Raw genomic sequence first — 13,408 nt, 5'->3', positions numbered from 1 at the left:
TGGCATTTTCAACCGGTTCCATTCTCCGGCGACAGGTGTATATTCTGGCTCCCGCCCCAGACTCCACGATGCCGAATCCAGATCGCCATGCTACGCATCATCGTCATGAACGCCAAAGGCGGTTGCGGTAAAACCACTGTGGCAACCAACCTCGCCAGCTACTACGCCCACCAGGGCGTGGGAACGGCGCTGTTCGATTACGACCCTCAGGGCTCGGCCATGCGCTGGGCCGTGCAACGGCCGCGGGGCCGGGCTGCAATCTACCACCTGGCCGCGCACAGACCGCCCAGACCGGGCATGACCCGCGCCTTCCACATGCGGGTGCCGCCCGACACCCGCCGCATCATCATCGACACGCCCGCCGGCTTCGACGGGATCGACTTCGAGGACCGGGTCGCCGAGGCGGACGTCATCCTGATCCCCGTGCTGCAGTCCGCGATCGACATCCAGTCCTCGGCGGATTTCATTCGCGACCTGTTGCTCAAGGGCCGGGTGCGGGCGCAGAACAAGGCGCTCGGCATCATCGCCAACCGGCTGCGATTCAATACCCGCTCGCTATCCAAACTCGAACGCTTCCTGGATGAACTCGGCATGCCGGTGGCCGCGCGGCTGCGTGACACCCAGCAGTACCTCCAGGCCAGTGAGGAAGGTCTCGGCATCCACGAACTGGACTACCGGGAACACAGCCGCGATGCCGCCCCCTGGCAACAGCTGTGCGACTGGCTCGACCGTATCGAGATGTCCCGACAGGCAAGCCTGGGCGGTGAACTGCAGTTCCCGGCGCAGCCGGTCGGCGGGCCGCATGACAAGGATTCGGGCATCAACCGCGACCGGTAGGGCCGCCCGTGTTCATCACCCCGTCCCCGCCGCGCCGGCTTGCATTATCCGCGCCCCCTATATATGTTGATCCGCCTGCCGTAGCCACTGCCACCAACGCATAACATCAGAATTAACATGAAGACTTTCAGACTCCCTCCCACTGCAGGCAGAGCCGCCGCGTTCCTGATGGGCCTGTGCCTGTCCGCTCAGGCGTCGGCCTTCGGCCTTGAGGACGTTATCGCCAGGGCCGAGACGCTGGCCGCCGAGCCCTACCAGGCGCCCGACCCCATCCCGGGCTTCATGCAGAACCTCGGCTACGACGAATTCCGCAGCATCCGCTTCGATCCCGCCCAGCAACTCTGGTCGCCGAGCCGGACCCGGTTCCAGGTCATGCTGGTGCCCGCCGGGCGCACCTATCGACACCCGGTCAGAATCAACATCGTGGATGCCGAGGGCGTACACCTGCTGCCCTTTCGCAAGGAACTGTTCAGCTTCGGCGATGAGGCACTGAGAAAAAAGGTGCCGGCCGATCTCGGCTATGCCGGCTTCAAGCTGACCTATCCCATCAACAAGGCCGGGGTACAGGACCAGTTCCTGGTATTCGCCGGCGCCAGTTACTTCCGTGGCGTTGGCGCCGGCGATCACTTCGGTCTGTCCAAACGCGGCCTGGCGCTTGACACCGGACTGTTGTCGGGCGAGGAATTTCCCATCTTCCGGGAATTCTGGCTGATCCGTCCGCACCCGCAGGCCAGCAGCATGAAGGTCTACGGACTGCTCGACAGCAAGCGCGTCACCGGCGCCTACGAATTCACCATCCACCCCGGACAGCCGACCCGGGTGGAGATCAACTCCACCCTGTTCACCCGCGAGCGCATCGAACTGCTGGGCATCGCGCCGCTGACCAGCATGTTCTTCTATGGCGAGAACACCGCCCGGCCGCTCGGCAACTGGCGCCCGGAGGTGCATGACTCGGACGGGCTGCTCATCCATGACGGCAGCGGTGAATGGTTGTGGCGCCCACTGATCAATCCGACCCGGCTGCAGACCTTCAGTTTCTCGACCCGGAATGTGCGCGGCTTCGGCCTGTTCCAGCGCGATGGCAGTTTCGCCTCCTACCAGGACCCGGAAGCCGACTATGAGCGCCGGCCGGATGCCTGGGTCAGAACCCGTGAGGACTGGGGGGACGGACGCATCGTGCTGGTACAGATCCCGACCAGCGACGAGACCAATGACAATATCGTCGCCTTCTGGTCGCCGCCGAACACGGTGGCCGGCGGCAAACGCTTCGACTTCCGCTACGAGATCGACCTGGGCCGACTGGTGTCTCTCGACCACCCGCTCGCCCGGGTGCAACATACCTTTGTCGGTCTCGGCGACATCCTGGGCGGAGGCGACGTGGAGAACGCCTACCGGCTGATCGCCGACTTCCAGGGCGGGCCGCTGGAAGGGCTTACCGCCGATGCCCCGGTGACCGCCGACGTCACCGCCATGCTCGGCGGCAGGGTGCTGGAGCAGTATGTCGAGTATGTGGAACAGAACGGCCACTGGCGCCTGTCCATCCTGGCCATGCCGGCGGAGGGCAAGCCGCTGGAGTTGCGCGCCTACCTCAAACGTGACGCTACGCCGCTGTCCGAGACCTGGACCTATACCCTGCCAACGGAAAACGATATCAAAGGGAATGGCAAATGATCCCGCATAACGAAGCGTCCTGCATTCAGGCCGTCAACCGCCTGTACTGCTATCTGCGTCATGCGGGGCTCGATGCGCAGGCGGCCTGCGAACAGGTCCAGGCCCGGATGCAGCGGATCCTGGATACCCGCGGCAGCATCAATCCGGCACGGCTCACCCACGAGCCGCTGCCGGCCGTGCAGTTACGCCTGCCGCAACCCGCATCCGCCCCCGCCGTGCGCCGCGGCCATCTCGGCTATCCCGCCGTCCGCTGACCGCATCCGGTCGGACACGGCATGACTCCCCCGTCCCAGCGCAGCCACGGCGCCGCCCGGATCTGGCGCGCCGCCGCCATCCGCCGCCGGCTGCTGATGCTGCTGCTGGTCACAGCCCAGACCGCGGGCGCGACCTACATCATGCTGGGCGTGCTCCCCTACCAGGGTTCCACCCTGATCGAACAGGCCCTGCTGGCGCTGTTCGCCGTGCTCTTCGCCTGGATCTCCATTGGTTTCTGGATGGCCGTGTTCGGCTTTGTCATCCGCCGCCTGGGCGGGGATTCCAGGAGCCTGCTCGCGCGCTACCCAACGGCCTGGCTGGACAACCGCGAACTCGCGCCGACGGCCGTCGTGTTCCCCATCTACCATGAGGACGTGCAGCGCACCTTTGCCGGTGTGAGGGAAACCTATCGGGACCTCGCCGCCAGCGGCCGGCTCGAGGCCTTCGAGTTCTTCATTCTCTCCGACAGCCGCGACCCGGATGTCTGGCTGGAGGAACAAACGGCCTGGTACCGGCTGTGCGAGGAACTCGACGCCCATGGACGCCTGCATTACCGGCGTCGCAGCATCAACCTCAACCGCAAGACCGGCAACATCGCCGATTTTCTGCGCCGCTGGGGCTCTCGGTATACTTATATGATAGTCATGGACGCCGACAGCCTGATCGGTGGCGACAATCTGGTGCGCATGGTGCAGCTGATGCAGGCCGCGCCCCAGGTCGGGATCCTGCAGACCAGCCCGCGCATCGTCAACGCCGGCACCGCCTATGCCCGTCTGCAGCAGTTCGGCAACCATTTGTACGGGCCGCTGTTCACCGCCGGCCTGGCCTCGCTGCAGCTGGGTGATGCGGTATTCTGGGGGCACAACGCGGTGATCCGCGTCGCCCCCTTCATGCGCCATTGCGGCCTGCGCCGTCTCACCGGCCGGGGCTTTCTCGGCGGCAGCGTGCTCAGCCACGACTTCGTCGAGGCCGCGCTGATGCGCCGCGCCGGCCACGAGGTATGGCTGGAACCGGAACTGGCACAGAGTTTCGAGGAATCCCCGCCGAGCCTGATCGACGACCTGACGCGCGACCGCCGCTGGGCCTACGGCAATCTCCAGCACCTGTACTTTCTGTTCCGGCCGGGCCTGCGCCTGGCCCACCGCTTCGCCTTTGCCCAGGGCATCATGGCCTACCTCACCTCGCCCCTGTGGTTCCTGTTCCTGGTGCTGGCCACAGCCGAGGTCACCCAGTTCATCATCTGGCCGGTGGACTACTTTCCCGAGTCGCACCAGCTGCACCCGCTGTGGCCGCAGTGGCAGCCGCAGTGGGCGCTGCGGCTGGTGTCCAGCGTTCTGTTCGTGCTGTTCCTGCCCAAGCTGCTGGCAGTGATCGACCTGCTGCTGGATCGGCCGCGTCTGCGGGCGATGGGCGGCACTGTCCGCATCCTGCTCGGTACCGGGCTGGAACTGCTGCTGTCCGTGCTGCTGGCCCCGATCCGGATGCTGGCCCATTCACGCTTCGTGATGGAAACCCTGTTCAACCTGGAGATCCACTGGGCCGGCCAGAACCGCACCGAGGAACTGCGCTGGCGCTCGGCGCTGCGGCAGCACGCGCCCGGCAGCCTGCTGGCCCTGGGCTGGGCGGGATTCGCCTTCTGGCTCAAGCCGCTGTTCGTGTTCTGGTCTCTGCCCATTGCGCTGCCGCTGATCTTCGCCGCGCCGATCTCGGTCTGGCTGAGCCGCTATCGCAATGGCCTGGCTCTGCGCCGTTCCCGCCTCCTGCTCGCGCCGGAGGAATCCCGGCTGCCGACCGTTCTGACCCGGCTGGAGCAGCCGGTGCTGCCCGCGGTGAACGGGCTGTCGCCCTTCGAACTGGCCATTGTCGATCCCTGGCGCAATGCCCTGCATCGGCAGCTGGCCCGGCGTGGCGGCGATCTGGCCGGCCGTGGGGAAATCCGCATGACGCTGGTCGAGCAGTGCCGGACGGGCGGCCCCCGGGCACTGGCGCGCTGGCAGCGCGACTGGCTGGCGCAGGACGCCCCGGCCCTGCAGCAATTGCACGAGGCCGCCTGGAGCGCGGATGCGCCGACGTACTGGAAACAGCTGATCGATGGCCTGTGCCGCACGCCGGCGCTCGCCGACGCCGGGGGTGCGGCAGGCCGCGTCCCGGCTGAGCCTCAGTCCTGGGGCGCGTAAGGGGCGGGCCGCGGGATGGTGGCCGTGGTCAGGCCCTGGCCGTCGCCATAGGACAGCGGTTGCCAGGTAGGCGATGCGCCCCCCTGCTGGCTGAGCATCCAGGTGCGCCCGCTCGGCTGTTCGACCATCAGGGTGATCTCGGTCGCCCCGCTTTCCGAGATCACCCTGGCCGGCAGCACCTGGTAGCTCATGCCGGGCGCGGCCCAGCCCGCCGGGAGCAAGGCGAGTCCCGTGACGGCCACCAGCATCCGCTGCCAGTTCCGACGCCGCTGATGTTGTTTCTGTTTCACCATGTCGTACCCATGAAATTGGCTTTGCCCTTGCCGATCCCGTTCGGGTGCCGGGATCGCGATTTCATTGTGCAAGTCATATTCCAATTCTGTCGTCTGCGGCAGCAGTATCAGGAATCCCTTGTCGGTTAAATGCTTATGGCGACTCACCGGACCGCGAGCCGCGTTGGAGCGCGTGAGCGGGCACCGTCGCTTCAGCACTCGTCAAGAATGCGGCAGCGTTTCAACCCGGATTGCCGGGATACCGGCGCAGCTGGATCACTGCCGCGCACGGCGGCCGCGGCCGGAGGCGCGCGAACACGGCCCGCCTCGCGCCTTGACCTTTGTCAGTTCCCCGGGACGGGCAGGGGTGCAGCATGTCTGCACCGGCCTGGCCGTTGCCGTCAGGCACGCACACGGAGGAAACGTCAATGACACAGAATGCACCCACATCCCGGGACCCGCATCCGCCCCGGCTGTTGCGCCATGAGGATCTGCCCCAGGTGTCCAACGCCGAAATGAACGCGGTGCATGAAGACGAGATCGATCTGCTCAACGAAGTGCTCGTACTACTGCCGCAGGCAGCGACATACGCCGAGGCCAGGCACGCACTGGACTACCGGCTGCAGGCATTGCTCGAACACATGCGCACCCACTTCTCCCGCGAAGAGGAACTCATGCGCCAGTACGGTTTCCCGGTCTATCCGGTTCACAAGGGCGAACACGACCGGGTCTATGCCGAACTGGAGCAGGTCATCGCGCACTGGCAGACAGACAGCGATATGGCGGCATTGCGACACTACATCTACGAGGTATTCCCGTCCTGGCTGTTCCAGCACATCGCCAGCATGGACCAGGTCACGGCCCGGTTCCTGGCCGAGGTCATTCCGAGCCGGAAATAGGCACGAGTACGACGCCTTGTCGGCCCGACCGGCGGCGGCCTGTCGCTGACGCAAACGTTGGCAATGCCGTACCCGTCGGCATAGAATCGAGCCGGCATGAAGCGACTCAACTTTCCCTGGATCGCCGCCGGCATCGGCATCGTCCTGGCCTTCGCCCTGCTGCGCGGCGGCGCGGCCGAGCCGGCAGACGCGGCCCGTCTGCCCACGCTCACCCTGCTGTTCATGAGCGAGTTCGGGTTTCTGGTCGCCGCCGCCGGCGCCTTCGTCGGCATCCGCAACCGGGAGCAGACAAACGGCCGCGGGCAACTGCTTCCGGGCATCGCCTGCAGCATCCTGGCCGCCGGCTTCGCTGTCCTCGGCCTCATGGTATGGCGGGGACACATGGCGGTCTGATCCGGCGTCTGCAGCGCAGGGGGAGCCGCGAAGGGAGGCGGGCATGCGTATCCTGATCACCGGATTCGAACCCTTCGACAATGCTGTCAACGCCTCCCAGGTGCTGGTGGAGTCGCTGCAGACGGATCTGCCCGCGCCGCTGCTGCGGTGCTGCGCAGAACTGCACTTCGCCATCCTGCCCACCCATACCCATCAGGCCTGGCCGTTGCTGCGCGATCGGCTGGATCAGCTGCGGCCGGATTACTGCCTGCTGACCGGCCAGGCCCGCGGCCGCGATCGGGTGTGCCTGGAGCGCATCGCGATCAATCTGAAGGATTTCGAGCGGCCGGACGCGGCCGGCAACCAACCGCGCGGGGAAACCATCATCGCGTCAGGGCCGGCCGCCTACTGGAGCACCCTGCCGGCGCAGCATCGCCTGATCGCTGCGCTCACCCGGGCCGGCATCCCCGCCGCGCATTCCAATCATGCCGGCACTCACCTGTGCAACCAGACGCTGTATCAGAGCCTGCACCATAGCCGTGAACAGGGACGCTCGCTGCACTGCGGCTTCCTGCATGTGCCGCTGCTGCCGATACAGGCACAGGGCACGCTCGCCGATCAGCCGCACCTGCCGCTGGACACCATGCGCAACGCCATTGCAATCATCGTGCAGACACTGATGGAAACCGCCGACCGGCAGCCATGAACTAGAGGAAACTGCCCGCCCCGGCCAGGTGCCGGCGCCAGTAGGGGTTGTCCAGGCTGGACACCGATACCCGTTTACCCGAAGTGGGCGCGTGAATGAATCGGCCGCCGCCGATGTAGATGCCGACATGGCGGGTCTTGGTGTCACTGAGATCGAAGAAGACGAGATCCCCCGGCTGCAGGGCCTGCAGTGGCACTGCCCGGCTGCGGCGGCGCTGGTCGCGGGTGGTGCGCGGCACCTCGATACCCAGCTGCCGATGGCTGAAATACACCAGCCCGCTGCAATCAAAGCCCAGCTGCGGGCTCTCGCCGCCGTAGCGATAGGGATGGCCCAGCATCCGTTCGGCATGGGCGACCAGCTGCCGGCGCTGCTCGCGCCGGGGCTGCGCCCGGGACTCGCTCCAGCCCGGATCCGGCACGGCGCCCGCGGCCGGCACGACCGGCCGCTGGGCACACCCCGCCGCGACCAGCGTCGCGATCAGTACCCCCATCAGACGGAACCCGTTTGTCAGCCATCGACGCATGCCGTCCCCCTTGTGCTGGCAGTATCGGCCGTCCCTGCTGAACACTGAATGAACGGGACACTCCCGGCCCGGCAGCCAGCCGCTGGATTGGCCTGTTCGAGCAACTATCCTTTCGATAAGGACACCCCCGCATTATGGAGGATTCCCGCATGGAAACCATCAAGCAACTGCTGCAGGACAAAGGCGGCCAGGTATGGACGATTCACCCGCAGGCCTCCGTCTACGACGCCATCTACCTGATGTCGGAAAAGGAAATCGGCTCGCTTCTGGTGGTGGAGGATGAACGGATCGTCGGCCTGATCTCGGAACGCGACTACGCCCGCAAGGTCATCCTCAAGGGCCGCTCCTCGAAAAGCACCCGGGTCAGCGACATCATGAGCCGCAGCGTGCTCTACACCCATGGCGGCCAGACCATTCACGAGGCCATGGCCGTGATGACCAAACACCGCATCCGCCATCTGCCTGCGCTCGAGGACGGCCGGCTGATCGGCATCGTTTCCATGGGCGACCTGGTCAACGCCCTGATCGCCGAGCAGCAGTTCATCATCGAACAGCTGGAGCATTACATCACCGGCTGACACATTGCAGCGGAGCTCATACCATGCCACCACCACCCGAACATCACCGCACCCAGCATATCGGCTGGCTCAGGGCGGCGGTCCTCGGCGCCAACGACGGCATCGTCTCCACTGCCAGCCTGATCGTCGGGGTGGCGGCCTCGCAGGCCACGCATGAACATATACTGATTGCCGGCGTGGCCGGTCTGGTCGCCGGCGCAATGTCCATGGCCGCCGGCGAGTATGTCTCGGTCAGCTCCCAGGCCGATACCGAGCGGGCCGACCTCGAGCGCGAGCGGCGGGAACTGGCCACGAACCGGCGCTACGAACAGCGGGAACTGGCCGGGATCTATATGGAACGGGGCCTCGAACCGGCGCTCGCCCACCAGGTGGCGCAGCAACTGATGCGCAAGGATGCCCTGGCGGCACACGCCCGGGACGAGCTCGGGATTTCCGAGGTCGCCACCGCCCGGCCGATCCAGGCCGCCCTGACCTCCGCCCTGTCCTTCGCCGTCGGCGCAGGTCTGCCGCTGCTGTGCGCGGCCCTGGCCTCGCTGGATCAACTCATCGCCACGGTATTCGTGAGTTCGCTGATCTGCCTCGCCGCGCTCGGTATCCTGGCGGCACATACCGGCGGCGCCTCCCGCCTGATCGGCGCCATGCGGGTCAGTTTCTGGGGCGTACTGGCCATGGCTGCGACCGCCGGCGTGGGCTCGCTGTTCAACAGCGGCATCCAGTGACCGGTCGCAGCAACGGCATGACGGACTGGCGGTTTCACAGCACGACCGGGGACGGCGGCCGGATATGCAAGGCAACGATACTCGCTGACGGCGCAGCCCTGTCCCGGCGCCGGGTGATGGAGTTGTGGCAGGACGCCCCCGACTTTCGCGAGCGTTTCAATCGATTTCTGGCCGAACTGCCCTTTGCCGCCTGTTTCTGGGAGACGCCGGCCACTTCGCTCGACTCGCTGGACCGCCCCTACGAACAGGTGTGTGTCGACGCCCCTTCACTGGCCGGGGCCAGGCCCGACCCGCACAGCTTTGCCGATCAGTTCAACCGCCACTGCGGCGGGGACGGCATTGCCGAATTCGCCAATCCGGGCGGCGATGCCCGGCTGATCGCGCCCTGTCCACGGGAACCCACTGACTGTTATGCGCATCTGCTGACCTTCGTGCGCACGGCACCGGCCGCCCAGCGCGACGCCTTCTGGCGGCGGGTCGGGGCCGCGTTGTCCCGGGCGCTGTCGCCGGCACCGCTGTGGCTGAGCACCTCCGGTCTGGGCGTGCACTGGCTGCATGCCCGCCTGGATACGCGACCGAAATACTACACCTACGCGCCCTATCGCGCGGCCGCGCCTAGAGACGCCGGCTGATGTGCTTGAGCTTGGGGTCCTCGTCGCTGACCGTGACCTTGAACCCGAGCTTGGCGGCCATGGCCAGCATCTCCTGATTGGCGGCCAGCACCTCGCCTTCGATCTCTTCCAGGCCGCGCGCCCGGGCGATCTCCATCAACCTGGCCATCAACCGGTTGCCCACGCCCTTGTGCTGCCATTCGTCGGCCACCACGATGGCGAACTCGCAGCTGCGCCCGTCCGGGTTGGTGCTGTAGCGCGCCACCCCGATCTCGCGCTCACCGCCGTCTTCGCCGACCACCGCGATCAGCGCCATTTCCAGGTCATAGTCGATCTGGGTGAAACGCACCAGCATCTCGGGGGTAAGTTCCTGCAGCGCCTGCATGAAGCGGAAGTACTTCGACTGCGAGGACAGCCGGCGGATGAAGTCCTTCTCGATGTCGGCATCCTCGGGTCGGATGGGGCGCAGGATCACGTCGGTGCCGTCAGCCAGCTGCTCGCGGGTCTCCAGCCCACCCGGATAGGGATGGATGGCCATGTGGGCATAGCGCCGGGCACCGGGCGGCGGGTAGGCCACGACCATGCGCGCATCCACTGCCAGCGCGCCCTGTTCGTCCACGATGAGGGGATTGATGTCCAGTTCCTGCAGCTGCGGCAGTTCGCACACCAGTTCGGAGACCCGCAGCAGCACGTCCTCCAGCGCAGTGAAATCAACCGCGGGGAGGTTGCGCCAGGCCTGCAGCATCTTCCAGGCCCGGGTGCGTTCGATCATGCCGCGGGCGATGAAGCGGTTCAGCGGCGGCAGCGATACGCAGCGGTCCTCCATCACCTCGACCATGGTGCCGCCGGCGCCGATGCTGATGGCCGGGCCGAATACCGGGTCGCGCACCACCCCGATAAGCAACTCGCGGCCGTTGGCGCGGCGGTACATGGGCTCGACCGTCACCCCCCTGAGTTCGGCGTCCGGGCGGCGGCTGCGGGCGGCCTCCAGCAGATCATTGAAGGTGCTGCGCACGTCCGCCGCGCTGGTGATGTTCAGCCGTACACCGGCCACGTCCGACTTGTGGCTGATGTCCGGCGAGTTGATCTTCAATGCCACCGGAAAACCCAGCGCCTCGGCCGCCACCAGGGCGTCGTTGGCGGTGGCCGCCTCCATGGTCGGCACCACCGGCAGGCCGAAGGCATGCAGCACGGCCTTGGTCTCCAGGGTGCTCAGGCTGCTGCGCCCGGACGCCAGCGCCTCCTCGATGATCAGCCGCGCCCCCTCCAGGTCCGGGCGGCTGCGCCGGCCCAGCGGACCGGGCACCTGCAGCAGCAACTCCTGATTGCGCCGGTGACTGGCCAGATAGGCGAAGGCCTCCACCGCGGCCTCGGGCGTGTCCAGGTGCGGAATGCCCCGGCGATTGAACAACGCATGGGCGGCGGCGACATGCGGCCCGCCCATCCAGCAGGTGATGAGCGGCCTGGCGCCGTGACCGGCGGCCGCACTGACCGCCTCGGCGCAGCCCGCGGCGTCCGTCATGGCCTGCGGCGTGAGCATGGCCAGCACGCCATCCACGCCGGGATCGCGCAGGCAGGCTTCGACCGCTGCGCCATAGCGCTCCGGACCGGCATCCCCCAGCAGATCCACCGGGTTGGCATGCGACCAGTGCGCCGGCAGCGCCTGCTCCAGCGCCTGCAGGGTCGCCGGGGCCAGTTCGGCCAGCGCCACGCCCAGTTCGGCCGCGCGGTCGGTCGCCATCACGCCCGGTCCGCCGCCGTTGGTGACGATCGCCAGCCGGCTGCCGCGCACACGGTGCTCGCCGCCGCCCAGGATCTCGGCGGCATTGAACAGCTGCTTGATGGTGTAGGCGCGGACCGCGCCGGCCCGGCGCAGGGCGGCATGGAAGACATCATCGCCGCCGATCAGGGCGCCGGTGTGCGAGACGGCGGCGCGTGAGCCGTCGGCATGGCGGCCGGCCTTGACCACCACCACCGGCTTCATGCGCGCGGCGATGCGCAGGCCGCTGAGAAAACTGCGGGCGTCGCGAATGCCCTCGACATAGAGCAGAATCGCGCGGGTCCAGGGATCCAGCGCCAGGTAACTGAGCAGGTCACCGAAATCGACATCGGCCGCGTCGCCCAGCGAGACCATGGCGGAGAAACCGATGCCTTCGGCCTGGGCCCAGTCGAGTACGGCGGTGCACAGCGCCCCGGACTGGGACACCAGCGCCAGCTTGCCGCGGCGGGCGATGTTGTGGCTGAAGGTGGCATTGAGTCCCGCGTCCGGGCGCATGATGCCGAGGCAGTTCGGTCCCAGGATGCGCACCCCCTGCTGACGCGCCGTCTCCAACAGTTCGCGCTGCAGCCGCTCGCCGGCATCCCCGGCCGCGGCCTCGCCGAAGCCGGCCGACAGCACCACGGCCGCCCGCACGCCGGCTTGGCCGCACTGGGCAATGATCCCGGAGACGGTCGCCGCCGGGGTGGCAATCACGGCCAGGTCCACCGGTTTGCCGATGGCGGCGAGATCCTTGTAGGCACGCTGATCCTGTACCTTGCGGTGCTTCGGATTGACCGCAAACAGCGCGCCCTTGAAGCCGCCCTCGCGCAGATTGCGGAAGACGATGCTGCCGACCGAACCGGCGCGGTCGGAAGCGCCGAACACAGCGATGCTGTCGGGGGAGAACAACCGGTTGAGGTAATGCGGGCCCATCATTCCACCTGCGGATAACGCTGCCTGAAAGGTAGAGTATAAAGGCATCCGCCTAACAGGCGGGTTGCAGTGATCGCGGCACCGGGCGCAGACTTGGCCACCATGACCCTCGCCTTCATCTCGCATCCCGACTGTCTGCTGCACGAGAACAGTCCGGGACACCCCGAGAGCCCGCAGCGACTGCTGGCCATCAACGATCAGCTGCTGTCCACCGGACTGGACCAGGCCCTGCGCCACTACGAGGCGCCGCTGGCCACTCCGGAGCAGCTGGAACTGGCGCACGCTCCGGACTATGTGCAGGCCGTCTTCGCCGCCGCCCCTGAGCAGGGCCGCCGGGCGCTGGATCCGGATACCGGCATGAACATCCATTCACTCCCGGCCGCCCGGCGCGCGGCCGGTGCGGCGATCCTGGGCGTGGACCTGGTCATGCGGGATGATGCCGGTGCCGTTTTCTGCAGTGTCCGCCCGCCCGGCCATCACGCCACCCGCAGCCGCGCCATGGGTTTCTGCATCTTCAACAATGTGGCCGTCGCCGCCGCCCACGCCCTGGCCGGGCACGGGCTGGAGCGGGTGGCGATCGCCGACTTCGATGTCCATCACGGCAACGGCACCGAGGACATCTTCGCCGGGGATCCGCGCGTGCTGCTGTGTTCCAGCTTCCAGCATCCCTATTACCCGCACACCGGGGCCGGGACCCGGTCGGACCACATCATCAATGTGCCGCTGCCGGCCGGCACCCGCAGCGAGGCCTTCCGCGAGGCCATCCGCGAGCACTGGCTGCCCGCGCTGGACGCCTTCCGTCCGCAACTGTTGCTGATCTCGGCCGGCTTCGACGGCCACGTCGAGGACGACCTGGCCCAGTTCCTGCTCACCGAGGCCGACTACCACTGGATCAGCCGCGAGCTCAAGGCGGTGGCCGACACCCATGCCGGCGGACGCATCGTCTCCTGCCTGGAGGGCGGCTACGCCCTGGCCGCGCTGGGCCGCTCGGTGGCGGCGCATCTGCGCGGGCTGCTGGGGATGGAAGCCGCCTGAGGCAGGCATCATCCGTCGCACCATATCATGATATTGTAATTATTTAATGCTTATACTGCCG

The 13,408-nt window shown here is 67.1% G+C and carries 14 protein-coding genes; 11 read left to right on the top strand and 3 right to left on the bottom strand.

Going from position 1 to position 13,408, the window contains the following annotated elements; genetic code table 11:
- The first annotated feature begins 87 nt into the window (after positions 1-87).
- From COW1_RS13055 to mdoH, 4 genes are all read left to right on the top strand, one after another.
- Positions 88-837 carry a ParA family protein gene (locus COW1_RS13055; RefSeq protein WP_096363711.1) on the top strand — a complete coding sequence of 250 codons (750 nt, stop codon included), beginning with the start codon at positions 88-90 and terminating at the stop codon, positions 835-837.
- A gap of 117 nt (positions 838-954) precedes the next feature.
- Positions 955-2,508, top strand: a complete 1,554-nt coding sequence (locus COW1_RS13050; RefSeq protein WP_201344441.1) for a glucan biosynthesis protein G — start codon at positions 955-957, stop codon at positions 2,506-2,508.
- On the top strand, positions 2,505-2,762 hold the full coding sequence (locus tag COW1_RS13045) for a hypothetical protein (protein WP_096363715.1): 258 nt from the start codon (positions 2,505-2,507) through the stop codon (positions 2,760-2,762). The genes COW1_RS13050 and COW1_RS13045 overlap by 4 nt, the downstream gene beginning before the upstream one ends.
- A 21-nt stretch (positions 2,763-2,783) precedes the next feature.
- Positions 2,784-4,940, top strand: a complete 2,157-nt coding sequence (gene mdoH / locus COW1_RS13040; RefSeq protein WP_096363717.1) for a glucans biosynthesis glucosyltransferase MdoH — start codon at positions 2,784-2,786, stop codon at positions 4,938-4,940.
- On the opposite strand, the gene COW1_RS13035 is transcribed toward mdoH, so the two are convergent.
- Positions 4,922-5,233, bottom strand: a complete 312-nt coding sequence (locus COW1_RS13035; protein ID WP_096363719.1) for a hypothetical protein — start codon at positions 5,231-5,233, stop codon at positions 4,922-4,924. The genes mdoH and COW1_RS13035 overlap by 19 nt on opposite strands.
- A gap of 407 nt (positions 5,234-5,640) precedes the next feature.
- Between COW1_RS13035 and COW1_RS13030 the strand changes: the two genes are divergently transcribed.
- The 3 genes from COW1_RS13030 to COW1_RS13020 all read left to right on the top strand — a co-directional run bounded on the left by COW1_RS13030 (position 5,641) and on the right by COW1_RS13020 (position 7,189).
- Entirely contained in the window at positions 5,641-6,111 is a 471-nt protein-coding gene (locus tag COW1_RS13030) for a bacteriohemerythrin (RefSeq protein ID WP_201344440.1), read from the top strand.
- Between the two features lie 96 nt (positions 6,112-6,207).
- Positions 6,208-6,504: a hypothetical protein gene (locus COW1_RS13025; protein ID WP_201344439.1), complete on the top strand. Its 297-nt coding sequence runs from the start codon at positions 6,208-6,210 to the stop codon at positions 6,502-6,504.
- A 43-nt stretch (positions 6,505-6,547) separates the two neighbouring features.
- On the top strand, positions 6,548-7,189 hold the full coding sequence (locus COW1_RS13020; protein WP_201344438.1) for a pyroglutamyl-peptidase I: 642 nt from the start codon (positions 6,548-6,550) through the stop codon (positions 7,187-7,189).
- A 1-nt stretch (position 7,190) separates the two neighbouring features.
- Here the strand turns inward: COW1_RS13020 and COW1_RS13015 are convergent, their stop codons facing one another.
- Positions 7,191-7,712 (bottom strand): C40 family peptidase, encoded by a 522-nt coding sequence (locus tag COW1_RS13015; RefSeq protein ID WP_201344437.1) that lies wholly within the window; start codon positions 7,710-7,712, stop codon positions 7,191-7,193.
- Positions 7,713-7,861: 149 nt separating this feature from the next.
- Between COW1_RS13015 and COW1_RS13010 the strand changes: the two genes are divergently transcribed.
- The 3 genes from COW1_RS13010 to COW1_RS13000 are packed head-to-tail and all read left to right on the top strand — an operon-like array spanning position 7,862 to position 9,641.
- The gene (locus tag COW1_RS13010) at positions 7,862-8,290 is read left to right on the top strand and encodes a CBS domain-containing protein (RefSeq protein ID WP_201344436.1); all 429 of its coding nucleotides are present in this window, start codon (positions 7,862-7,864) and stop codon (positions 8,288-8,290) included.
- 23 nt (positions 8,291-8,313) lie between these two features.
- Complete coding sequence (locus tag COW1_RS13005) at positions 8,314-9,009, top strand: VIT family protein (protein WP_201344435.1); 696 nt, start codon at positions 8,314-8,316, stop codon at positions 9,007-9,009.
- Positions 9,010-9,026: 17 nt separating this feature from the next.
- Complete coding sequence (locus COW1_RS13000) at positions 9,027-9,641, top strand: hypothetical protein (protein ID WP_201344434.1); 615 nt, start codon at positions 9,027-9,029, stop codon at positions 9,639-9,641.
- Here the strand turns inward: COW1_RS13000 and COW1_RS12995 are convergent.
- Positions 9,625-12,312 carry a bifunctional acetate--CoA ligase family protein/GNAT family N-acetyltransferase gene (locus tag COW1_RS12995; protein ID WP_201346104.1) on the bottom strand — a complete coding sequence of 896 codons (2,688 nt, stop codon included), beginning with the start codon at positions 12,310-12,312 and terminating at the stop codon, positions 9,625-9,627. The genes COW1_RS13000 and COW1_RS12995 overlap by 17 nt on opposite strands.
- 102 nt (positions 12,313-12,414) lie before the next feature.
- Between COW1_RS12995 and COW1_RS12990 the strand changes: the two genes are divergently transcribed.
- The gene (locus COW1_RS12990) at positions 12,415-13,347 is read left to right on the top strand and encodes a histone deacetylase family protein (RefSeq protein ID WP_096367428.1); all 933 of its coding nucleotides are present in this window, start codon (positions 12,415-12,417) and stop codon (positions 13,345-13,347) included.
- Positions 13,348-13,408: the final 61 nt, after the last annotated feature.

This window comes from Thiohalobacter sp. COW1, from assembly GCF_016629505.1.
GTDB lineage: Bacteria > Pseudomonadota > Gammaproteobacteria > Thiohalobacterales > Thiohalobacteraceae > Thiohalobacter > Thiohalobacter thiocyanaticus_A.
Note: the sequence above shows the minus strand (reverse complement) of the source record. Positions and strands in the feature narration are given on the sequence as shown.